The following is a 22,380-nucleotide window of genomic DNA, read 5'->3' as shown; positions in this document are numbered from 1 at the left end:
AAAATATATATAGTATGTACATTTAAAATATTTATATAATTTGGAGGTTAAAATGTCTTTTAAACCATTATACGATAGAATCGCGATAAAACCTATCGAACATGAAGAAAAAACTAAAGGTGGAATTATTATTCCAGATACTGCTAAAGAAAAACCAATGCAAGGTGAAGTCGTAGCAGTTGGCAAAGGCATTCGTAATGAAAAAGGCGAAGTGCATCCTGTAGAGTTAAAAGTAGGTGATAAAGTTCTATATGGTAAATGGGCTGGTACTGAAATTAAAGTCAAGGGTGAAGATCTCATCGTAATGAAAGAAAGCGATGTATTTGGTATTATTAATTAATTATTTGTTTTAAGGAGAATTTAAATATGGCAACAAAACTTATTAAGCACGGCTCAAAAGCACGTGAGCAAATGCTAGAAGGTATTGATATTTTAGCTGATGCAGTAAAAGTTACTTTAGGTCCAAAAGGCAGAAATGTACTTATAGAGCAATCATTTGGTGCACCAAAAATTACTAAAGATGGTGTTACTGTCGCAAAATCTATTGAATTAAAAGACAAAATTAGAAATGCTGGTGCTCAATTATTAAAGTCAGCTGCTACTAAAGCTGCTGAAGTTGCAGGTGACGGAACAACTACCGCAACTGTTCTTGCTAGAGCTTTAGCACGTGAGGGTAACAAGCTGGTTGCTGCTGGTTATAATCCAATGGATTTAAAACGTGGTATGGATTTAGCGGTAAATACAGTATTAGAAGAAGTTAAAAAAGCTAGTAAAAAAATCGATAGCCCAGAAGAAATAGCACAAGTTGGTACTATATCCTCAAATGGTGATAAAGAAATCGGTGAGAAAATCGCTAAAGCAATGGAAGAAGTGGGCAAAGAAGGCGTAATCACTGTTGAAGAAGCAAAGAATTTCAGCTTCGATGTTGAAGTAGTTAAAGGTATGATGTTTGATAGAGGTTATTTATCACCATATTTTGTAACGAATTCTGAAAAAATGGTTGCTGAACTTGAAAATCCTTACATCTTATTATTCGAGAAAAAATTATCAAATCTACAACCAATGCTACCTATCCTTGAAGCGGTAGTACAATCTTCTCGTCCATTATTAATTATTGCTGAAGATGTGGAGGGTGAAGCTCTTGCAACCTTAGTAGTAAATAGATTACGTGGTGGTTTAAAAGTTGCAGCTGTAAAAGCTCCAGGCTTTGGTGATAGAAGAAAAGCTATGATGGAAGATATTGCTATTCTAACTAATGGTGAGCTTATAACCGAAGATTTAGGCATGAAGCTTGAAAATGTTAGCCTTAAAAGTTTAGGTCATGCAAAAAGAGTTACAATCTCTAAAGAAAATACTGTAATTGTTGACGGTAGCGGCGATAAGAAAAATATTGAAGAGAGAGTATTACAAATTAAATCACATATCGCTGAAACTACTTCTGACTATGATAAAGAAAAATTACAAGAGCGTTTAGCTAAACTTTCTGGCGGTGTTGCTGTACTTAAAGTTGGCGGTGCTACTGAAGTTGAGGTAAAAGAGCGTAAAGATCGCGTTGAGGATGCACTTGCTGCAACACGTGCTGCTGTTGAAGAAGGTGTTGTTGCTGGTGGCGGTGTGACATTACTACATGCTTCACAGGCTTTAAAAAATCTGAAAGTAGACAATAAAGACCAACAAGCAGGTATTGAGTTAGTAATCGAAGCTTTAAAAGATCCAATAAAGCAAATCGTTGAAAATGCTGGCGAAAATGGTGGTGTAGTAGTTGGTAAATTATTAGAGCATAAAGATAAGAATTTCGGCTTTAACGCTCAAAATATGCAATATGTTGATATGATTAAAGCAGGAATTATTGATCCGGCTAAAGTAGTGCGTACTGCTCTGCAAGATGCAGCTTCTGTTGCTTCACTGATTATTACTACAGAAACCTTAATCGTTGATGAGCTTGAAGATAAAGAAAACCCAATGCCAATGCGTGGTGGTATGGGCGGAATGGGAGGCATGGACTTCTAACGCCTCAGTGTCAATGTCTGCGTAAATCGTTTTCCCGTCATTGCGAGGAAAAACTTTAAGTTTTGACGAAGCAATCTCATCATTATTTCCTGAGATTGCCACGCGGTCTTCGACCGCTCACAATGACGACTTGGCATCCACGCAACAATGCCTCCCGTGGCTTGTCCACGGGGTCATGTCATTCCCGCGTAGGCGCGGGAATCCAGTAATAAAAAAACATAAATAAAACAAGGAGAGTGGACTGAAAAATCAAGACAAAAAAATGAGTCTTTTTCAATGATTGTGTAAATTTTTGTTGAGCCTATATTAGAAGTAATTAAAAATATAGGTAACAGAAATGCCAATAGAGAAGAATAAAAAAATAAATGAAGCAATAGATTTGCTGATAGAAGGCGGAGTAGATTTAAAAACAGTACTAAGTCAGAGTGGATTAATTAAGGAATTAACCAAGGGTATTTTAGAGCGAGCACTGCATGCTGAGATGTCAGAACATTTAGGTTATAGCAAGTATGATAGAGCTGAAACTGAGAATGCGAGGAATGGTAGTTTTAGTAAGAATCCGATTAGTGAGAAGGTACTATAGAGCTAAATGTTCCAAGAGACAGACAAGGTAAATTTGAACCTATAATAGTCTCAAAGAAACAAACAAGAATAGATGGCTTAGACCAAAAGATAATATCCTTATATGCGAAGGGTATGAGTGTGTCTGATATTAAAACACAATTGCAAGAATTATATGGAGCTGAGATCAGTGAGAGCCTAATCAGCAGGATTACAGATGAAGTAATGGATGAGGTCAAGATTTGGCAGAGTAGACCTCTTGAATCAGTATGCCCTATAGTATATTTTGACTGTTTAGTAGTGAAAGTAAGACAAGATAAACTTATTATTAATAAATCACTGAAGTTTTGACAAAAAGGCTCTGTTTCATCAATTGTGTAAATTTCGTGAACCATTAAATTCTACCGTCCAATTTGATCATAAAATGAGCCATAGCTTCATTCCAATTGGGGATAGGCATAGACCATTTTTTGGTAATATAATCAATTGTCAGATATAAAACCTTAAATACTACGTCATCATTTGGAAAGATGCGTTTATTCTTAGTAACTTTTCTCAATTGGCTATTCAGCGATTCTATCGCATTTGTAGTGTAAATAATCTTACGAATCTCCTTTGGATATTGCAAGACAATTATCAAATTATCCCAATTATTATACCAAGATTTAGCTATATGCGGATATTGCTTACTCCATTTTTGATCAAATGACTCAAGAGCTAATTCGGCTCTGTCTCATCAATTGTGTAAATTTCGTGAACCAATGATGCTCCTCGCAGCAGAGCTACGAGGTATCTAAAAAAGTTTTAGTTGTTTCTTATGATATCACGAAGCAGAGCTTCGGGGAATTAAACCCTGAGAGAGATAGTGGACTAATGGTATGGACCTCCTGATATAGAGAATGAAAAGCAGTTGCTAATCTTCTAGGGTTAATATTTAACATATTAAAACAACAATTAAGGAGGTCCATATGGAGGTTACTACAATTGGTATAGATATTGCAAAAAGAATTTTTCAAATTCATGGTGTAGATAAAAATGGCAAGACAGTATTAAAGAAAAAATTGATGAGAGATCAGGTTTTGACATTTATGGCTAATTTACCACAATGTTTAGTAGGGATGGAAGCTTGTGGTGGTTCTAGTTATTGGGCAAGAGAAATAACTAAATTAGGGCATGAAGTAAAACTAATGGCACCGCAATTTGTCAAACCATATGTTAAAACTAATAAAAATGATCAAGCAGATGCTGAAGCGATATGTGAAGCCGTGACAAGACCTAATATGAGATTTGTTGCAATTAAAACTATAGAGCAACAAGAAATTTTATCAATACATAGGGTAAGAGAGAGATTGGTAAAAAATCGTACAGCACTTGCTAATGAAATTAGGGGGCTACTACATGAGTTTGGTTTTATTGTTCCTCAAGGCATTAATAAGGTTATCACAAAATTAATTGAGATTTTAGATGCAGGGAAATTAAGCCAGTTAAGTTATCAAACATTTAGTGAACTAAAAGAAGAATTCTTAGATAATAACAGAAAAATAAAAGAGATAGAAAAACGATTAACAATGATAGCAAGTAACCTAACTCAATATCAACGATTAAGAGCTATACCTGGTCTTGGTTTAATTACTGCTACTGCTTTAATAGCATCAATAGGTAATGCTACAAGTTTTGAGAATGGCAGGCAATTATCGGCATGGCTAGGATTAGTGCCAAGACAACATTCAAGTGGTGGGCAGGATAAGCTGCTGGGAATTAGCAAGCGAGGTGATGTATACTTACGCACTTTATTAATTCAAGGGGCTAGAGCTGTACTAAATGCCAAGATAAGATTTACATCGGAAGAACAGAAATCTAAAAAAGATTTTAGCCAATTTACGAAATGGATGTTTAATTTATCTGAGCGAAGTAGCCATAATAAAACGACAGTTGCCATAGCTAATAAGTTGGCAAGAGTGGTGTTTGCTGTACTAAGATCAGGAGATGATTATGTAGAGAGTAAAGTTTGTAGCTAAAGAGTGTGTAGCATAGCACTTATAAGTAAAATAAATGGTGATTTATATAATGAATAGGTAAAAGCAAAACAATATGTAAGAGATTCCAACCCGAAATATGCTTGAGATAATTAATATTGATGGTAAATAAGACAAACCTTAGCTTACAAAAAAACTGCGTTTTTCAGTGGCTCTTTTAGAAGCCGATGGACTGATAAGTATATAGTTTGTAAGCCAGCGAATTCCATCAGGGCTGTAGAATAAATTAGGTTGATTTATCAGCTATAAGCCGGATACATGACTGCATTTGTTTGTTTTTATTATTGATGTTATTTTTTTCTTGCATTCTACAGGAGGTCCATACATGAAAAATCAGAGTCTTTTGCAATGATTGTGTAAATTTTTGTTGAGCCTATATTAGAAGTAATTAAAAATATAGGTAACAGAAATGCAAATAGAGAAGAATAAAAAAATAAATGAAGCAATAGATTTGCTGATAGAAGGCGGAGTAGATTTAAAAACAGTACTAAGTCAGAATGGATTAATTAAGGAATTAACCAAGGGTATTTTAGAGCGAGCACTGCATGCTGAGATGTCAGAACATTTAGGTTATAGCAAGGGTAAATTCCAGTATTAATTAAGCCAGATTTATATTTTCTTCCCATACCTCATTGGGTGTTTTATAACCGAGCACTTTTCTTGGTAAATTATAGCTAACACGGAAATGTTTCTACCATAGATTAGGAAAAACTTAGGCATTGATCAATAATTTTATGTAAACAGTTTTTAAAGTTAGTCCAGCAATGTTTAATAGGATTTAGATCTGGTGAATATGTGAGTAAATACAAAAACTATGGTAAAAACCTTTTCGCGTTAGCTATATTTAAAAAATCCTCAATTTCTTGTAATTGCTTTATTGTTAATTTTTTTATATCTAAAGATTTAGAGTATACTCTGTGCACCATTGAGTTAATCTTCTCTATCAATGGTTTTTGCCATGGAGAATAAGGATTGCAAAAATATACTTTTCGTTCAGATTTTGGCAATAGTTGTTCATGATTGGTAAATTCTTTGCCATTATCTAACGTTATGCTTTTGATTATATGCGACAATTGTTTAAGTTTTTTATTCATGTTACCAATCACATCTTGTGTTCTTTTTGAACGGTTTAAAGTGAGAAACACTTTTTGTGTTCTGATATCCACAAGAGCGCCTATATTACGACTTTGATTACCTTTGTTAAAAGTTAAATCACCTTCTAAATGACCTATTGCTGCTATCTTTCTATTTATCTCTGGTCTTTCAGTAATGGAAACTCGATTTGGTATTGTAATTCTTTTGTTTCTGATTCTTGTACCATGATGCAACCTATTTTTCCTTTTTCTTGCTAAAGATAAATATAATTTTTGCCTTTGTGCTATAGGAGATGTATAAATAAACTGGTATATACTCTCTGTAGAAATATTGACAGTATCTCGTGATAGTTTACGTCTACCTGAAATTATATCTGGTGAAATACCCTGTGTTAACTGCTTTATTATTTCTGCTCGTAAATTATTATCAATATCTAATTTTCTTTTTCTCTTACCTTGCCTTAAACTGCAAGCAAGTGTGTTAGCCCTATCTGGTCTATAATTATGCCTCATTCTCTTGAGTTCATAACATATAGTGCTTTTATCACGGCCAATCTTTGTCCCTATATATCGCGAGCTATAACCACTCTTATTCATTTCGTATATTTTAAATCTTTCATCTATCGTTAAATGAGCCATGATATATCTATATTTAAATGATGCTCCTCGCAGCAGAGCTACGAGGTATCTAAAAAAGTTTTAGTTGTTTCTTATGATATCACGAAGCAGAGCTTCGGGGAATTAAACCCTGAGAGATTAAAAATTGATTATATCTGGCTTAATTAATTATAGAACTTTCCCAACGTTAATATAAGAGTTAGTACTTGAGATTATCATTGCCATAATAACGCCAACTATTAAGCCTTTAAATCCTATATAGCTTTTAGTAATCTGAAAAAATAATTGACTACTATCGACAGCATTTTGGGAAAGCAACAATATCGCAATCCAAATGAATAAGATAGATAAACAAAGGCAAATAATTGCTGAAATAAAAAAGGTTCTTGATATCTGATGTATATCCTTTGCCATCAATATTCTTTGAAAAATCGAAGGACCAAGCGATGGAATTGCAAAATATATAAAGATATTTAAGGATATCCAAAATTTAGGGTTAGTATAGTTAAATATCATCCCTAAATCGGTAAGATGATGTTGCACATTTGAGTCGATAGAAATAGTAGGATCGCTAAAAATATTCCACACTATAATCCCTATTACCGGAATAACGGCACTATAGGTAAAAAACTGTACGGCTTCAGTAAAAGTAACCGATTTAACGCCGCCGAAAGCCGAATAGCTTATTATGAAAGTCGCTAAAAACAAATCTACGTAAAAATTTGAAATACCAAAAAATAACTCTAGCACTAGACTAGCTATATGAAACTGAATAGCAATCCTGCCTATAGCCATTAATATGCTAACAATAGAGGTAAGACCACGAACTTTATTGCCGTAAGCGTTCCCCATTATTTCTGCTACTGATCTACTGCCTAAAAAATGCTCGAAACGAGGAGCAAGGAAATAGGCAATTAAGAGCCAACTAACAACACTACCGAGTATGCTAGGAAGCAAGTAAAACAACCCGTCAGTATATATTCGTGAATTATCGATTAGGAAAGTGCTAGTACCGATCCAAGTAGCAATTAGGGTTGCAACTATCGTACCGGTCGAGAAATTTCTTTTTCCAATCGCATATTCCCGAATATTTTTTATATTTTTAATATCCGCAAATCCAACGATTAAATTAATCGCTACAAAACTAGCAAAAATAAGAATGTCTATATTTGGCATAGAGTTAAGTTAATTTTCTATGCGATAATAATCACACAAAATAAAACAAACAATAACTTTGTGGGGTTAAAGAGTAAAGTAAGTGTTGGAGGTAGTTTTATTAGTTACTGAAGTTTTGACAAAAATTCTAATTTTTCTGACTAAAGTAAAAATTTATATTTAAAGTTAAATATTTAGTGCTTTTATCAGCTTAAAAGCGATATTTCTACAATTTAAGTAAATTATTTGATATATAATACAAATTATAGATTGATACACTCGCCACTTTTTTTAATAAAAATTTTTTGTCAAAACTTCAGTTAGTTATAAAATTGGTTTCATCCTAGCTACAGCATTGCTCGCGTGAATCAAAAAGCACCCTAAGGTAGTCACCTAGTTGCTTGACCACAGTATTCGAAAAATAATAAAAAATACTAATTTTTGACTAACGAATATTAGAATTACCCTCAACGAACATTAAAATTACCTATAAACCTGAATTCTGGATTAATCTAGGTTTGGAAGTAAGTATTTACAAGGGATAGAAGATACTCTATATAATTTTTAGCAAAAAAACAAGAGTATCCCCATGAAGAAAGATATTACTGCATTATTTTGTTTTGTCGATGATTTTTGTAAAATTAGCGAGCAGTGGATTAATAAATCATTTCTACCATTAATTAATAAAAACCCTACAAGAAAGCCTGAAATAAGCTATTCTGAGCTGTTAACAATAGTGCTTTTATACCATCAATCACCTTGTAAAAACTTTAAATATTTTTATATGTCCTATCTACAATTATATAAATCAGACTTTGTAACTCTTCCATCATATACTCGTTTTATAGCTCTAAAACCAAGAGTTCTGAGTTATTTAGTTTTATTACTTGAATGGTATATGCAGGCAGCTCAATCTACGGGAGTTTCTTATATTGACGCCACATCTTTAGAGGTTTGTCATCGAAAAAGAATCTCTCGTAATAAAGTCTTTGCCGGTATTGCTGCTTTGGGTAAAACAACAAAAAGTTGGTTTTTTGGTCTAAAATTACATTTGGTTATTAACGAAAAAGGTGAGATTCAAGGTCTAAAACTAACGCCTGGTAATGTAGATGATAGAGCGCCGGTTTCGATAATCACCAAACATATCACGGGATTATTGTTTGGCGATAAGGGTTATATCAAACAGGAGCTCTTTGATGATCTATACAGCAAAGGAATCAAGTTAGTAACTGGCATAAAGAAGAAAATGAAGAATAAACTTATGCCATTATTTGAAAAAATATTATTACGCAAACGCTCAATTATCGAAACAGTATTTAGTGTGCTGAAGGGTGCTTTCGAGATCGAACATACAAGACATAGATCAATTTGGAATGCCTTTGTACATATCTTATCCGCCCTAATTGCATACTGTATGAAACCTAACAAACCTGCTATATCTCAAAATTAGCTAATCCAGAATTCAGGTTAAAAGAGTTACCAATCAGGAAATGGAATGCACCTACAATATTATCAGTACGTGTTAATCCAAGCAGTACAGTTAGTATTTTATCTGTAGCTTATTCTGTGCCTAGTCGCTTAATAGGTTATACTTTAAAAGCTTATATTTATTCTGAAGAAATAGAGCTTTACTATGGTAACAAATGTTTACAAAAAATGTCTAGAATCAGCAATGGCTATGTTATTGATTATAGACATATTATTGATAGTTTAGTACGTAAACCTGGAGCATTTGTTCAATATCAATATTATGAAGCTTTATTCCCACGTGCTATATTTCGTCAGGTATATGACCAGCTTATCTCTATATATCCATATAAAGGGCATAAAATATATCTTAAAATATTACAATTAGCAAAAATGTATGGAGAATTGAATGTAGTTACTGCATTAGAAGTGCTATTAGAAAAGAAGATTGAGCCAATAATTGATCATATTACAGATTTACTAAATAGCCAGACTCAAACTGTTTGTTCAGTAAAAATTAATCAACCAATACTGTCTGAATATGATCAATTACATTGCTTTAAAACAATGGAGGTTGCATGAGTAAACAGATAATAACTCCGCAACCGCTAAATAATTTACTCAAGAACCTTTGCTTACCTACTTTTGCATCGTGCTATAAATCAGTTGCAGAAAGCTTTGAGCAAGAAAAGAAAACATATATAGATTATCTACAGGAGTTAGCCATACGTGAGTTAGAACATAGACAACAACAACGTATTGCCAGATTGCTGAAGCAAGCAAAACTCTCTCGAGATAAGTTATTAAGCAACTTTGATATTAAGCGTATCCCAGGATTATCGCCAACTAAGATCCAATATCTTGCACAAGGAGAATTTATGGATCGCTATGAAAATATACTTATTTTTGGTAATCCTGGCACTGGCAAAAGTCATCTTAGTATAGGTTTAGCACGTGAGTGGTGTCTTGCTGGTAGACGTGTATTATATACAACAGCAGCTAATTTGGTTCAACAATTACTAGAAGCAAAGCTTAGTTTAAAACTTAAGCAAATTATTAAAAAATTCGATTATTTTGAAATATTCAGGAGTTTCGCACTTAGCAAAAAGTATGTTAATCTAGAGAAAAATAGTTTTAGATAAAAATGACAAGAACAAAATGTAGCAAGGACTTATATAAATCATTTTTACAAGCAAGTAGTGTCAGATATACTAGCAAGGCATTATCTGAAGTGAGTCCAGTAGATCTATCTCACGATAGTGCAAGTCGATGGTTAAAGAGTAAGGATTTTCGTCCTAGCGAAATCTATAAGGAAGTGTCAAAATATATAGATTGGGAAGCACCGTGTTTATTAGTGGGGGATGACACCTTATTATCAAAGCAATACAGTCAGAAGATTGAGCTTGTACGTTATCAATATTCTGGAGCTGTACATGATGTTATACCTGGTATAGGAATGGTAAACTTACTACATTACAATACTAAAATTGCTCAATCTACTCCCGTAGATTATAGAATATATGATAAAGACACTGATGGTAAAACAAAGAATGAGCATTTTTGTGATATGCTTACTTTAGCTAAAGCAAGAGGTCTCAATCCTGATGCCATAGTCATGGATGCTTGGTATAGCGGGTTGGAGAATTTAAAACATATACGTAATTTAGGCTGGCTATGGGTTACCACCCTAAGGAAAAATAGAAAAGTTAATCATAATGTTAGCTTGGAAAGTTTAGAGATACCCGATGAGGGGCTAAAAATTCACCTACGTGGATACGGTTGGGTTACGGTATTTAAGTTTGTGGCAAAGAATGGTCGCATTGATTACATAACAACGAACTTGGAAAATCCCACACGTGAGCAAATAGAGAAAATTGTTAAGGCACGTTGGTCTATAGAGGTTTATCATCGAGAATTAAAACAAACTTGTGGTATTGAACGCTGTCAGGCACGCACGGGCCGAGCTCAAAGAAATCATATTTGCCTTGCAGTATTTGCCTGGCTTGATATGAATAAAAGGAGGATAAATGAAAACATTACTTTATATCAACAAACTTGGGAAGTTATAAAAACATCAATTCAAAACAATATCAGATGGCTTTTAACTGATTCGCAACTTTGCTAAGTGCGAAACTCCTGATATTGATAATTGATGATATATCATATGTACCATATAATCGTGAAGAAACTGATGTTTTATTTACCTTATTAGCTGAACGTTATGAAATGCGTAGTGTATTAATTACTAGCAATTTAGTTTTTGCAAAATGGAATACTATTTTTAAAGATGAAATGACTACGTCAGCAGTTATTGACAGATTGGTTCACCATTCTTCAATTCTTGAACTCAATACTGAAAGTTATAGAATCGCTACAGCTAAAGGCAAAAAATTAACTATAAAATCGGAGGATAATAATGTAACACTTTAGACAATATTTTTTACTCAAAAATGGGTAATTTTAATATTCGTCATGGGTAATTCTAATGTTCGTTCATCAAATTTTATTAGTATTTTCTAGCTGGACCCCGTGGTCAAGCCACGGGGTGACAGGTAGGAAAGAACCCACGCAACAACACCATCACGGGATGACAGGGGAAAATGATCCACGCAGGCAATGCCTTCTCGCAATGATGGAAAAACTAATTCAAAAATCACCCATATTTTCATCACATAACAATCCTAATGTCTTAACCATATTTAGGCTTTCTTCTATCTCTGTTTGGAATTCTTTAACCTGAATTCTGGATTAGCTAATTTTGAGATATAGCAGGTTTGTTAGGTTTCATACAGTATGCAATTAGGGCGGATAAGATATGTACAAAGGCATTCCAAATTGATCTATGTCTTGTATGTTCAATCTCGAAAGCACCCTTCAGCACACTAAATACTGTTTCGATAATTGAGCGTTTGCGTAATAATATTTTTTCAAATAATGGCATAAGTTTATTCTTCATTTTCTTCTTTATGCCAATTACTAACTTGATTCCTTTGCTGTATAGATCATCAAAGAGCTCCTGTTTGATATAACCCTTATCGCCAAACAATAATCCCGTGATATGTTTGGTGATTATCGAAACCGGCGCTCTATCATCTACATTACCAGGCGTTAGTTTTAGACCTTGAATCTCACCTTTTTCGTTAATAACCAAATGTAATTTTAGACCAAAAAACCAACTTTTTGTTGTTTTACCCAAAGCAGCAATACCGGCAAAGACTTTATTACGAGAGATTCTTTTTCGATGACAAACCTCTAAAGATGTGGCGTCAATATAAGAAACTCCCTTAGATTGAGCTGCCTGCATATACCATTCAAGTAATAAAACTAAATAACTCAGAACTCTTGGTTTTAGAGCTATAAAACGAGTATATGATGGAAGAGTTACAAAGTCTGATTTATATAATTGTAGATAGGACATATAAAAATATTTAAAGTTTTTACAAGGTGATTGATGGTATAAAAGCACTATTGTTAACAGCTCAGAATAGCTTATTTCAGGCTTTCTTGTAGGGTTTTTATTAAATGATGCTCCTCGCAGCAGAGCTACGAGGTATCTAAAAAAGTTTTAGTTGTTTCTTATGATATCACGAAGCAGAGCTTCGGGGAATTAAACCCTGAGAGATTAAAAATTGATTATATCTGGCTTAATTAATTATAGAACTTTCCTAAAATTTGTAGAGCAAGAGTGGTGATAATCTGGTAAGATGTCCTGAATTAAAAAATAATCCAGATTATATGAGATCTCGGAAGAAAGCCCCTTTTAGTAAATCACGCAAGTATTCTAAATATAAAATAACGAATTGGTCAGAATATAATAATTTTTTACGCAATAGGGGTCGCATAGATTTTATGATTGCCAGTGATTTGGCGATTGGCTGGTATGCTGATTACAGAGAGGAAATGAAACGAGGAAGACCTAGACGCTATAGTGATCACGCTATATTACAGTGTTTGAAGATCAGATGCTTATTCGGTCTTAAGTTACGCCAAACCCAAGGCTTTATAAACTGGCTCTTTGAAATATCGGGTTTATCTATTAGATGTCCAGACTATACAACATTAAGTAAGCGTATGAAGTCATTAGATCTTAGGTATTTACATGGAAATCAAGATAAAGAATTTAGTTGTATTTCAATGGATAGTACAGGGATACAAGCCTACACAGGGAACGAATGGCTAGAAAATAAGCAGGGTAAGCAATATAAGCGTCGCATATGGAAAAAGCTACATATCGTTATAGAAGATCAAGGTATGATACTTGCCGATAGTACCACAGAGCATACTATAGATGATAGATCACAGATTGGACTACTAATAGCTAATGTCAGAGCCAAGGATTTTCTGGGAGATCGAGGGTATGACGGTGAATCTACATATCAATTGTTGAGAAAGAAGAAGATAAAACCAGTTATTAGACCCCCAAACTCTTCAGTAAAAGTTCAATCGCTTAGGGATAAAACTGAGAGAGATGCAGCTGTTATATATCAACAAAACAAAGGATACCAAGCATGGAGGGTAAAGAATAATTATGGTAGAAGGGAGCGTGTAGAGAACACGTTCTTTCGATTTAAAACTTCTTTTGGTAGTAAGTTTCTATCAAGACATGATCAAAATATGACAAAAGAAATGTCTATTAAATGCCACTTATTAAACAAAATGTTTGAAATTGGTAAACCTATCTCTGTGCCTGTTGGCTAGGCTAGCATTGCGGGGTTAGGGGCAGTATATTCAAAAGCTTATTTATGCAACAAAGCCATACCAAGCATCCATGACTATGGCATCAGGATTGAGACCTCTTTCTTTAGCTAAAGTAAGCATATCACAAAAATGCTCATTCTTTGTTTTACCATCAGTGTCTTTATCATATATTCTATAATCTACGGGAGTAGATTGAGCAATTTTAGTATTGTAATGTAGTAAGTTTACCATTCCTATACCAGGTATAACATCATGTACAGCTCCAGAATATTGATAACGTACAAGCTCAATCTTCTGACTGTATTGCTTTGATAATAAGGTGTCATCCCCCACTAATAAACACGGTGCTTCCCAATCTATATATTTTGACACTTCCTTATAGATTTCGCTAGGACGAAAATCCTTACTCTTTAACCATCGACTTGCACTATCGTGAGATAGATCTACTGGACTCACTTCAGATAATGCCTTGCTAGTATATCTGACACTACTTGCTTGTAAAAATGATTTATATAAGTCCTTGCTACATTTTGTTCTTGTTATTTTTATCTAAAACTATTTTTCTCTAGATTAACATACTTTTTGCTAAGTGCGAAACTCCTGTAACATACTTTTTGCTAAGTGCGAAACTCCTGTATATGATGGAAGAGTTACAAAGTCTGATTTATATAATTGTAGATAGGACATATAAAAATATTTAAAGTTTTTACAAGGTGATTGATGGTATAAAAGCACTATTGTTAACAGCTCAGAATGGCTTTGTTGCATAAATACTGAAGTTTTGACAAAAAATTTTTATTAAAAAAAGTGGCGAGTGTATCAATCTATAATTTGTATTATATATCAAATAATTTACTTTAAATTGTAGAAATATCGCTTTTAAGCTGATAAAAGCACTAAATATTTAACTTTAAATATAAATTTTTACTTTAGTCAGAAAAATTAGAATTTTTGTCAAAACTTCAGATAAATAAGCTTTGTAGAGAAAGAGTGGTGATAATCTGGTAAGATGTCCTGTGACTAACGAATATTAGAATTACCCTCAACGAACATTAAAATTACCTATAAAAAAGAAGTAACTATGGACAGTAAAATCGAATAAAAATTTATTTTTAAATATTTAAATATTATTCGAGAATTACTGATGACATGTACAAATAACCAAGTAGGTATTTTAATGCAAAAGATCAAAAAATATGGAAAGTTCTATAATTAAATGATGCTCCTCGCAGCAGAGCTACGAGGAGCATCATTTAAATATAGATATATCATGGCTCATTTAACGATAGATGAAAGATTTAAAATATACGAAATGAATAAGAGTGGTTATAGCTCGCGATATATAGGGACAAAGATTGGCCGTGATGGCTTTGTTGCATAAATAAGCTTTTGAATATACTGCCCCTAACCCCGCAATGCTAGCCTAGCCAACAGGCACAGAGATAGGTTTACCAATTTCAAACATTTTGTTTAATAAGTGGCATTTAATAGACATTTCTTTTGTCATATTTTGATCATGTCTTGATAGAAACTTACTACCAAAAGAAGTTTTAAATCGAAAGAACGTGTTCTCTACACGCTCCCTTCTACCATAATTATTCTTTACCCTCCATGCTTGGTATCCTTTGTTTTGTTGATATATAACAGCTGCATCTCTCTCAGTTTTATCCCTAAGCGATTGAACTTTTACTGAAGAGTTTGGGGGTCTAATAACTGGTTTTATCTTCTTCTTTCTCAACAATTGATATGTAGATTCACCGTCATACCCTCGATCTCCCAGAAAATCCTTGGCTCTGACATTAGCTATTAGTAGTCCAATCTGTGATCTATCATCTATAGTATGCTCTGTGGTACTATCGGCAAGTATCATACCTTGATCTTCTATAACGATATGTAGCTTTTTCCATATGCGACGCTTATATTGCTTACCCTGCTTATTTTCTAGCCATTCGTTCCCTGTGTAGGCTTGTATCCCTGTACTATCCATTGAAATACAACTAAATTCTTTATCTTGATTTCCATGTAAATACCTAAGATCTAATGACTTCATACGCTTACTTAATGTTGTATAGTCTGGACATCTAATAGATAAACCCGATATTTCAAAGAGCCAGTTTATAAAGCCTTGGGTTTGGCGTAACTTAAGACCGAATAAGCATCTGATCTTCAAACACTGTAATATAGCGTGATCACTATAGCGTCTAGGTCTTCCTCGTTTCATTTCCTCTCTGTAATCAGCATACCAGCCAATCGCCAAATCACTGGCAATCATAAAATCTATGCGACCCCTATTGCGTAAAAAATTATTATATTCTGACCAATTCGTTATTTTATATTTAGAATACTTGCGTGATTTACTAAAAGGGGCTTTCTTCCGAGATCTCATATAATCTGGATTATTTTTTAATTCAGGACATCTTACCAGATTATCACCACTCTTGCTCTACAAATTTTATTTATGCAACAAAGCCTTGCAGTATTTGCCTGGCTTGATATGAATAAAAGGAGGATAAATGAAAACATTACTTTATATCAACAAACTTGGGAAGTTATAAAAACATCAATTCAAAACAATATCAGATGGCTTTTAACTGATTCGCAACTTTGCTAAGTGCGAAACTCCTGTGTTAATCTAGAGAAAAATAGTTTTAGATAAAAATGACAAGAACAAAATGTAGCAAGGACTTATATAAATCATTTTTACAAGCAAGTAGTGTCAGATATACTAGCAAGGCATTATCTGAAGTGAGTCCAGTAGATCTATCTCACGATAGTGCAAGTCGATGGTTAAAGAGTAAGGATTTTCGTCTTAGCGAAATCTATAAGGAAGTGTCAAAATATATAGATTGGGAAGCACCGTGTTTATTAGTGGGGGATGACACCTTATTATCAAAGCAATACAGTCAGAAGATTGAGCTTGTACGTTATCAATATTCTGGAGCTGTACATGATGTTATACCTGGTATAGGAATGGTAAACTTACTACATTACAATACTAAAATTGCTCAATCTACTCCCGTAGATTATAGAATATATGATAAAGACACTGATGGTAAAACAAAGAATGAGCATTTTTGTGATATGCTTACTTTAGCTAAAGAAAGAGGTCTCAATCCTGATGCCATAGTCATGGATGCTTGGTATAGCGGGTTGGAGAATTTAAAACATATACGTAATTTAGGCTGGCTATGGGTTACCACCCTAAGGAAAAATAGAAAAGTTAATCATAATGTTAGCTTGGAAAGTTTAGAGATACCCGATGAGGGGCTAAAAATTCACCTACGTGGATACGGTTGGGTTACGGTATTTAAGTTTGTGGCAAAGAATGGTCGCATTGATTACATATAGCTAACACGGAAATGTTTCTACCACATATTAGGAAAAACTTAGGCATTGATCAATAATTTTATGTAAACAGTTTTTAAAGTTAGTCCAGCAATGTTTAATAGTATTTAGATCTGGTGAATATGTGAGTAAATACAAAAACTATGGTAAAAACCTTTTCGCGTTAGCTATAACAACGAACTTGGAAAATCCCACACGTGAGCAAATAGAGAAAATTGTTAAGGCACGTTGGTCTATAGAGGTTTATCATCGAGAATTAAAACAAACTTGTGGTATTGAACGCTGTCAGGCACGCACGGGCCGAGCTCAAAGAAATCATATTTGCCTTGCAGTATTTGCCTGGCTTGATATGAATAAAAGGAGGATAAATGAAAACATTACTTTATATCAACAAACTTGGGAAGTTATAAAAACATCAATTCAAAACAATATCAGATGGCTTTTAACTGATTCGCAACTTTGCTAAGTGCGAAACTCCTGATATACTCGTTTTATAGCTCTAAAACCAAGAGTTCTGAGTTATTTAGTTTTATTACTTGAATGGTATATGCAGGCAGCTCAATCTACGGGAGTTTCTTATATTGACGCCACATCTTTAGAGGTTTGTCATCGAAAAAGAATCTCTCGTAATAAAGTCTTTGCCGGTATTGCTGCTTTGGGTAAAACAACAAAAAGTTGGTTTTTTGGTCTAAAATTACATTTGGTTAATAATCGTGGCAAGCCACGGGGAATTTAACCCAACAGGGATTAACGAAAAAGGTGAGATTCAAGGTCTAAAACTAACGCCTGGTAATGTAGATGATAGAGCGCCGGTTTCGATAATCACCAAACATATCACGGGATTATTGTTTGGCGATAAGGGTTATATCAAACAGGAGCTCTTTGATGATCTATACAGCAAAGGAATCAAGTTAGTAACTGGCATAAAGAAGAAAATGAAGAATAAACTTATGCCATTATTTGAAAAAATATTATTACGCAAACGCTCAATTATCGAAACAGTATTTAGTCTATCCGCCAAAAACACTTCAAATCCTGATCATTTGTAATGGGATAGAGTTTTGACAACAAATTGCTAAGATTTTCAATAAAAATTAATAAGTTATGTTAATTTTTACTGATACATTTCTGTGTTGGTCTAATTTTGATATGGAGCTATTGTTAACGATTTTTTATCGTTCATCTAGTTTTTGCATGATGATATTTTTGATTTATGTGGAGTTAGACACGATTTGTAAATGATTTGCAATGCATCGTAAATTCAAACCAATAGCAGAGATTATTGGATTGATAATATCTCCTATCATACCTTTCAAGAAGTTTCTACCCATCCGACCATATTGCTTTAAGTGACCTATTATTGGTTCTATGGCACTGCGTCTCTTGATCATAGACTTGTCCTCTTGTAACAACTTCTTCCGCGTTTTTGGGGTATATACCTTACTCTTCTCCTTTACATTGCTACTATAATGGACTAATGGTATGGACCTCCTGATATAGAGAATGAAAAGCAGTTGCTAATCTTCTAGGGTTAATATTTAACATATTAAAACAACAATTAAGGAGGTCCATATGGAGGTTACTACAATTGGTATAGATATTGCAAAAAGAATTTTTCAAATTCATGGTGTAGATAAAAATGGCAAGACAGTATTAAAGAAAAAATTGATGAGAGATCAGGTTTTGACATTTATGGCTAATTTACCACAATGTTTAGTAGGGATGGAAGCTTGTGGTGGTTCTAGTTATTGGGCAAGAGAAATAACTAAATTAGGGCATGAAGTAAAACTAATGGCACCGCAATTTGTCAAACCATATGTTAAAACTAATAAAAATGATCAAGCAGATGCTGAAGCGATATGTGAAGCCGTGACAAGACCTAATATGAGATTTGTTGCAATTAAAACTATAGAGCAACAAGAAATTTTATCAATACATAGGGTAAGAGAGAGATTGGTAAAAAATCGTACAGCACTTGCTAATGAAATTAGGGGGCTACTACATGAGTTTGGTTTTATTGTTCCTCAAGGCATTAATAAGGTTATCACAAAATTAATTGAGATTTTAGATGCAGGGAAATTAAGCCAGTTAAGTTATCAAACATTTACAGGAGTTTCGCACTTAGCAAAGTTGCGAATCAGTTAAAAGCCATCTGATATTGTTTTGAATTGATGTTTTTATAACTTCCCAAGTTTGTTGATATAAAGTAATGTTTTCATTTATCCTCCTTTTATTCATATCAAGCCAGGCAAATACTGCAAGGCAAATATGATTTCTTTGAGCTCGGCCCGTGCGTGCCTGACAGCGTTCAATACCACAAGTTTGTTTTAATTCTCGATGATAAACCTCTATAGACCAACGTGCCTTAACAATTTTCTCTATTTGCTCACGTGTGGGATTTTCCAAGTTCGTTGTTATGTAATCAATGCGACCATTCTTTGCCACAAACTTAAATACCGTAACCCAACCGTATCCACGTAGGTGAATTTTTAGCCCCTCATCGGGTATCTCTAAACTTTCCAAGCTAACATTATGATTAACTTTTCTATTTTTCCTTAGGGTGGTAACCCATAGCCAGCCTAAATTACGTATATGTTTTAAATTCTCCAACCCGCTATACCAAGCATCCATGACTATGGCATCAGGATTGAGACCTCTTTCTTTAGCTAAAGTAAGCATATCACAAAAATGCTCATTCTTTGTTTTACCATCAGTGTCTTTATCATATATTCTATAATCTACGGGAGTAGATTGAGCAATTTTAGTATTGTAATGTAGTAAGTTTACCATTCCTATACCAGGTATAACATCATGTACAGCTCCAGAATATTGATAACGTACAAGCTCAATCTTCTGACTGTATTGCTTTGATAATAAGGTGTCATCCCCCACTAATAAACACGGTGCTTCCCAATCTATATATTTGGACACTTCCTTATAGATTTCGCTAGGACGAAAATCCTTACTCTTTAACCATCGACTTGCACTATCGTGAGATAGATCTACTGGACTCACTTCAGATAATGCCTTGCTAGTATATCTGACACTACTTGCTTGTAAAAATGATTTATATAAGTCCTTGCTACATTTTGTTCTTGTCATTTTTATCTAAAACTATTTTTCTCTAGATTAACATACTTTTTGCTAAGTGCGAAACTCCTGATTTAGTGAACTAAAAGAAGAATTCTTAGATAATAACAGAAAAATAAAAGAGATAGAAAAACGATTAACAATGATAGCAAGTAACCTAACTCAATATCAACGATTAAGAGCTATACCTGGTCTTGGTTTAATTACTGCTACTGCTTTAATAGCATCAATAGGTAATGCTACAAGTTTTGAGAATGGCAGGCAATTATCGGCATGGCTAGGATTAGTGCCAAGACAACATTCAAGTGGTGGGAAGGATAAGCTGCTGGGAATTAGCAAGCGAGGTGATGTATACTTACGCACTTTATTAATTCAAGGGGCTAGAGCTGTACTAAATGCCAAGATAAGATTTACATCGGAAGAACAGAAATCTAAAAAAGATTTTAGCCAATTTACGAAATGGATGTTTAATTTATCTGAGCGAAGTAGCCATAATAAAACGACAGTTGCCATAGCTAATAAGTTGGCAAGAGTGGTGTTTGCTGTACTAAGATCAGGAGATGATTATGTAGAGAGTAAAGTTTGTAGCTAAAGAGTGTGTAGCATAGCACTTATAAGTAAAATAAATGGTGATTTATATAATGAATAGGTAAAAGCAAAACAATATGTAAGAGATTCCAACCCGAAATATGCTTGAGATAATTAATATTGATGGTAAATAAGACAAACCTTAGCTTACAAAAAAACTGCGTTTTTCAGTGGCTCTTTTAGAAGCCGATGGACTGATAAGTATATAGTTTGTAAGCCAGCGAATTCCATCAGGGCTGTAGAATAAATTAGGTTGATTTATCAGCTATAAGCCGGATACATGACTGCATTTGTTTGTTTTTATTATTGATGTTATTTTTTTCTTGCATTCTACAGGAGGTCCATACATGAAAAAATTGGACAAAAAAATGAAGGAGTGTGTTTCCGCAATAAGTTAGAATAAATAGCAATAAACTTAAGAGGAAAGATGAAGAAAAATAAAGTAAAAATTTTCAGTGCTTCAGAAAAAACGGGGATAGTATTAGAATTAATAAAAGAGGAGTCGACACTTGGTCAGTTAGCTTCAAAATATGCAATAAGTGTTAAAACAATTCAAAATTGGAAAAAACAGTTTTTAGGTAATGCGGCATTAGCTTTTGAACCAGCTAAAGTTTTGAGTGAATATCAAGAACAAATAAATCATTTACAAGAGCAAAATGATGAACTTGCTAAAGCTCTTGGTAGAATCACAGTTGAGAGGGACTGGGCCGTGGGAAAGCTCAAAAGCTTGGATTTATCAAATAAAAAGAGTCTTGTACACTCCAAGCTAAATCAACTCTCAAAATCAAGACAGTGTGAACTATTAAAGATTAGTCGATCTACAGCCTACTATAAATCCAAGGAGATGAGTATAAATAAATTAAGTATTTTAAATAGAATAGATGAAATATATACAGATAATCCTGAATTTGGTTATCGCTATATTCATCAACAGTTACTAGAAGATGGTTTTATTGTCGGTAAAGATCGAGTACTGAAATATATGAGGATGATGGGTATAGAAGCTATTTACCCACATAAGAAAAAATCTACTTCTCGAAACGATAGTGAGCATAAGATCTATAGCTACTTACTTGATCAATATTGGACTAAATCTGGCTCAACAAAGCAAGTGTATGTGCCTAATGTGAATGAGGTTTGGAGTGGTGACATTACTTACATTAGAACTAATGGTGGCTTTATGTATATGGCAGCTATTATAGATTGGCATAGCAAGGCCATATTGAGCTATAAACTGTCAAATTCTATGGATGCATCTCTTGTAATTGATGTCTTGAAACAAGCTCTCAGTAAGTATAACGCTCCACAGATATTTAATAGTGATCAAGGTAGCCAATATACCAGTTATGACCACATAAATATTCTCAAGGAGCATGATATCCAAATTTCAATGAATGGCAAAGGTAGAAGTATTGATAATATAGTAATAGAAAGGTTTTTTAGAACTTTAAAATATAATTGTATCTTTATTAATGATTTTAACAATGTTAAAGAGTTAAAAGAGGGGATTGATCATTATCTGAATAAATATAATTATCACAGATTTCATTCAAGTATTGGTTATAAAAAGCCTATGAATGTATATCTGAATTATATGCAAAATTATCAGCAAATTGCTGCCTGATAATCGAAAAATTAGGAAAACATACTACTCATTTTTTTGTCTTGATTTTTCATGTATGGACCTCCTGTAGAATGCAAGAAAAAAATAACATCAA

15 protein-coding genes and 13 pseudogenes are annotated in these 22,380 nt (G+C 33.7%); 19 read left to right on the top strand and 9 right to left on the bottom strand.

Annotated features, from left to right (window positions below; translation table 11 throughout):
- Positions 1 to 52: 52 nt before the first annotated feature.
- The 3 genes and pseudogenes from AAHI98_RS17365 to AAHI98_RS18925 all read left to right on the top strand — a co-directional run.
- A complete protein-coding gene (locus AAHI98_RS17365; protein ID WP_342226597.1) occupies positions 53 to 340 on the top strand; it encodes a co-chaperone GroES in 288 nt (95 codons plus the stop codon).
- A 26-nt stretch (positions 341 to 366) separates the two neighbouring features.
- The gene (gene groL, locus AAHI98_RS17360) at positions 367 to 2,010 is read left to right on the top strand and encodes a chaperonin GroEL (protein WP_342226596.1); all 1,644 of its coding nucleotides are present in this window, start codon (positions 367 to 369) and stop codon (positions 2,008 to 2,010) included.
- Between the two features lie 343 nt (positions 2,011 to 2,353).
- A pseudogene (locus tag AAHI98_RS18925) lies at positions 2,354 to 2,913 on the top strand (IS256 family transposase); the annotation flags it as partial.
- 52 nt (positions 2,914 to 2,965) lie between these two features.
- Here AAHI98_RS18925 and AAHI98_RS17345 read toward each other — a convergent pair.
- Positions 2,966 to 3,304, bottom strand: a pseudogene (locus AAHI98_RS17345) (transposase); the annotation flags it as partial.
- A gap of 235 nt (positions 3,305 to 3,539) precedes the next feature.
- Here AAHI98_RS17345 and AAHI98_RS17340 point away from each other — a divergent pair.
- Together AAHI98_RS17340 and AAHI98_RS17335 are read left to right on the top strand one after the other, a co-directional pair.
- A complete protein-coding gene (locus AAHI98_RS17340) occupies positions 3,540 to 4,589 on the top strand; it encodes an IS110 family RNA-guided transposase (protein WP_342226594.1) in 1,050 nt (349 codons plus the stop codon).
- Positions 4,590 to 5,052: 463 nt separating this feature from the next.
- Positions 5,053 to 5,187: pseudogene (locus tag AAHI98_RS17335) on the top strand (IS256 family transposase); the annotation flags it as partial.
- A gap of 232 nt (positions 5,188 to 5,419) precedes the next feature.
- Here AAHI98_RS17335 and AAHI98_RS17330 read toward each other — a convergent pair.
- Together AAHI98_RS17330 and AAHI98_RS17325 are read right to left on the bottom strand one after the other, a co-directional pair.
- The gene (locus tag AAHI98_RS17330) at positions 5,420 to 6,340 is read right to left on the bottom strand and encodes an IS30 family transposase (protein WP_342226592.1); all 921 of its coding nucleotides are present in this window, start codon (positions 6,338 to 6,340) and stop codon (positions 5,420 to 5,422) included.
- 153 nt (positions 6,341 to 6,493) lie between these two features.
- Positions 6,494 to 7,495 (bottom strand): annotated as a pseudogene (locus AAHI98_RS17325) (sodium:solute symporter family protein); the annotation flags it as partial.
- A gap of 568 nt (positions 7,496 to 8,063) precedes the next feature.
- Here AAHI98_RS17325 and AAHI98_RS17320 point away from each other — a divergent pair.
- Genes AAHI98_RS17320 through AAHI98_RS17300 form a run of 5 tightly spaced genes read left to right on the top strand, consistent with a single transcriptional unit; the run spans position 8,064 to position 11,371 of the window.
- On the top strand, positions 8,064 to 8,924 hold the full coding sequence (locus AAHI98_RS17320) for an IS982 family transposase (RefSeq protein WP_342225178.1): 861 nt from the start codon (positions 8,064 to 8,066) through the stop codon (positions 8,922 to 8,924).
- A complete protein-coding gene (locus AAHI98_RS18340; RefSeq protein ID WP_410526275.1) occupies positions 8,912 to 9,523 on the top strand; it encodes a Mu transposase domain-containing protein in 612 nt (203 codons plus the stop codon). The genes AAHI98_RS17320 and AAHI98_RS18340 overlap by 13 nt, the downstream gene beginning before the upstream one ends.
- Positions 9,520 to 10,083: an ATP-binding protein gene (locus tag AAHI98_RS17310; RefSeq protein WP_342226591.1), complete on the top strand. Its 564-nt coding sequence runs from the start codon at positions 9,520 to 9,522 to the stop codon at positions 10,081 to 10,083. The genes AAHI98_RS18340 and AAHI98_RS17310 overlap by 4 nt, the downstream gene beginning before the upstream one ends.
- A gap of 2 nt (positions 10,084 to 10,085) precedes the next feature.
- The gene (locus AAHI98_RS17305; protein WP_342225548.1) at positions 10,086 to 11,066 is read left to right on the top strand and encodes an IS701 family transposase; all 981 of its coding nucleotides are present in this window, start codon (positions 10,086 to 10,088) and stop codon (positions 11,064 to 11,066) included.
- Positions 11,060 to 11,371, top strand: coding sequence for an ATP-binding protein (locus AAHI98_RS17300; protein WP_342225037.1), 312 nt, complete (start codon positions 11,060 to 11,062; stop codon positions 11,369 to 11,371). Before AAHI98_RS17305 ends, AAHI98_RS17300 begins: the two co-directional genes overlap by 7 nt.
- A gap of 322 nt (positions 11,372 to 11,693) precedes the next feature.
- Here the strand turns inward: AAHI98_RS17300 and AAHI98_RS17295 are convergent.
- Positions 11,694 to 12,467: pseudogene (locus AAHI98_RS17295) on the bottom strand (IS982 family transposase); the annotation flags it as partial.
- Between the two features lie 209 nt (positions 12,468 to 12,676).
- On the opposite strand from AAHI98_RS17295, the gene AAHI98_RS17290 reads away from it, so the two are divergent.
- A complete protein-coding gene (locus AAHI98_RS17290) occupies positions 12,677 to 13,639 on the top strand; it encodes an IS5 family transposase (protein ID WP_342226588.1) in 963 nt (320 codons plus the stop codon).
- Positions 13,640 to 13,696: 57 nt separating this feature from the next.
- Here the strand turns inward: AAHI98_RS17290 and AAHI98_RS17285 are convergent.
- Positions 13,697 to 14,182 (bottom strand): annotated as a pseudogene (locus tag AAHI98_RS17285) (IS701 family transposase); the annotation flags it as partial.
- 93 nt (positions 14,183 to 14,275) lie between these two features.
- Positions 14,276 to 14,392 (bottom strand): annotated as a pseudogene (locus AAHI98_RS18920) (IS982 family transposase); the annotation flags it as partial.
- A 517-nt stretch (positions 14,393 to 14,909) separates the two neighbouring features.
- On the opposite strand from AAHI98_RS18920, the pseudogene AAHI98_RS17275 reads away from it, so the two are divergent.
- Positions 14,910 to 15,005: pseudogene (locus AAHI98_RS17275) on the top strand (IS30 family transposase); the annotation flags it as partial.
- Positions 15,006 to 15,062: 57 nt separating this feature from the next.
- Here the strand turns inward: AAHI98_RS17275 and AAHI98_RS17270 are convergent.
- Positions 15,063 to 16,025, bottom strand: coding sequence for an IS5 family transposase (locus AAHI98_RS17270; protein ID WP_342226588.1), 963 nt, complete (start codon positions 16,023 to 16,025; stop codon positions 15,063 to 15,065).
- 84 nt (positions 16,026 to 16,109) lie between these two features.
- Between AAHI98_RS17270 and AAHI98_RS17265 the strand changes: the two are divergent.
- The 4 genes and pseudogenes from AAHI98_RS17265 to AAHI98_RS17250 form a co-directional block, all read left to right on the top strand.
- A pseudogene (locus AAHI98_RS17265) lies at positions 16,110 to 16,250 on the top strand (IS701 family transposase); the annotation flags it as partial.
- A 47-nt stretch (positions 16,251 to 16,297) separates the two neighbouring features.
- Positions 16,298 to 16,981: pseudogene (locus AAHI98_RS17260) on the top strand (transposase); the annotation flags it as partial.
- Positions 16,982 to 17,039: 58 nt separating this feature from the next.
- Positions 17,040 to 17,450, top strand: coding sequence for a transposase (locus AAHI98_RS17255; protein WP_458693701.1), 411 nt, complete (start codon positions 17,040 to 17,042; stop codon positions 17,448 to 17,450).
- Positions 17,451 to 17,465: 15 nt separating this feature from the next.
- Positions 17,466 to 18,027: pseudogene (locus tag AAHI98_RS17250) on the top strand (IS982 family transposase); the annotation flags it as partial.
- Between the two features lie 168 nt (positions 18,028 to 18,195).
- Here the strand turns inward: AAHI98_RS17250 and AAHI98_RS17245 are convergent.
- Positions 18,196 to 18,396, bottom strand: a complete 201-nt coding sequence (locus tag AAHI98_RS17245) for a hypothetical protein (RefSeq protein WP_342224789.1) — start codon at positions 18,394 to 18,396, stop codon at positions 18,196 to 18,198.
- 160 nt (positions 18,397 to 18,556) lie between these two features.
- On the opposite strand from AAHI98_RS17245, the pseudogene AAHI98_RS17240 reads away from it, so the two are divergent.
- A pseudogene (locus tag AAHI98_RS17240) lies at positions 18,557 to 19,057 on the top strand (IS110 family RNA-guided transposase); the annotation flags it as partial.
- Between the two features lie 48 nt (positions 19,058 to 19,105).
- Here the strand turns inward: AAHI98_RS17240 and AAHI98_RS17235 are convergent.
- Positions 19,106 to 20,086 (bottom strand): IS701 family transposase, encoded by a 981-nt coding sequence (locus AAHI98_RS17235; protein ID WP_342224659.1) that lies wholly within the window; start codon positions 20,084 to 20,086, stop codon positions 19,106 to 19,108.
- Positions 20,087 to 20,168: 82 nt separating this feature from the next.
- On the opposite strand from AAHI98_RS17235, the pseudogene AAHI98_RS17230 reads away from it, so the two are divergent.
- Positions 20,169 to 20,666, top strand: a pseudogene (locus AAHI98_RS17230) (IS110 family RNA-guided transposase); the annotation flags it as partial.
- A gap of 423 nt (positions 20,667 to 21,089) precedes the next feature.
- Entirely contained in the window at positions 21,090 to 22,286 is a 1,197-nt protein-coding gene (locus tag AAHI98_RS17225) for an IS3 family transposase (RefSeq protein WP_342226584.1), read from the top strand.
- The last annotated feature ends 94 nt before the right edge of the window (positions 22,287 to 22,380 follow it).

The organism is Rickettsia endosymbiont of Urophora cardui (assembly GCF_964030725.1).
Classification (GTDB): domain Bacteria; phylum Pseudomonadota; class Alphaproteobacteria; order Rickettsiales; family Rickettsiaceae; genus Rickettsia.
This window is presented reverse-complemented; position numbering and strand designations above follow the sequence as displayed.

What these genes read in the sequence shown, in the direction of transcription:
- AAHI98_RS17365 (WP_342226597.1), top strand. Translation starts at nt 53, where the DNA reads ATGTCTTTTAAACCATTATACGATAGAATCGCGATAAAACCTATCGAA.
- groL (WP_342226596.1), top strand. Translation starts at nt 367, where the DNA reads ATGGCAACAAAACTTATTAAGCACGGCTCAAAAGCACGTGAGCAAATG.
- AAHI98_RS17340 (WP_342226594.1), top strand. Translation starts at nt 3,540, where the DNA reads ATGGAGGTTACTACAATTGGTATAGATATTGCAAAAAGAATTTTTCAA.
- AAHI98_RS17330 (WP_342226592.1), bottom strand. Translation starts at nt 6,340, where the DNA reads ATGGCTCATTTAACGATAGATGAAAGATTTAAAATATACGAAATGAAT.
- AAHI98_RS17320 (WP_342225178.1), top strand. Translation starts at nt 8,064, where the DNA reads ATGAAGAAAGATATTACTGCATTATTTTGTTTTGTCGATGATTTTTGT.
- AAHI98_RS17310 (WP_342226591.1), top strand. Translation starts at nt 9,520, where the DNA reads ATGAGTAAACAGATAATAACTCCGCAACCGCTAAATAATTTACTCAAG.
- AAHI98_RS17305 (WP_342225548.1), top strand. Translation starts at nt 10,086, where the DNA reads ATGACAAGAACAAAATGTAGCAAGGACTTATATAAATCATTTTTACAA.
- AAHI98_RS17290 (WP_342226588.1), top strand. Translation starts at nt 12,677, where the DNA reads ATGAGATCTCGGAAGAAAGCCCCTTTTAGTAAATCACGCAAGTATTCT.
- AAHI98_RS17270 (WP_342226588.1), bottom strand. Translation starts at nt 16,025, where the DNA reads ATGAGATCTCGGAAGAAAGCCCCTTTTAGTAAATCACGCAAGTATTCT.
- AAHI98_RS17235 (WP_342224659.1), bottom strand. Translation starts at nt 20,086, where the DNA reads ATGACAAGAACAAAATGTAGCAAGGACTTATATAAATCATTTTTACAA.
- AAHI98_RS17225 (WP_342226584.1), top strand. Translation starts at nt 21,090, where the DNA reads ATGAAGAAAAATAAAGTAAAAATTTTCAGTGCTTCAGAAAAAACGGGG.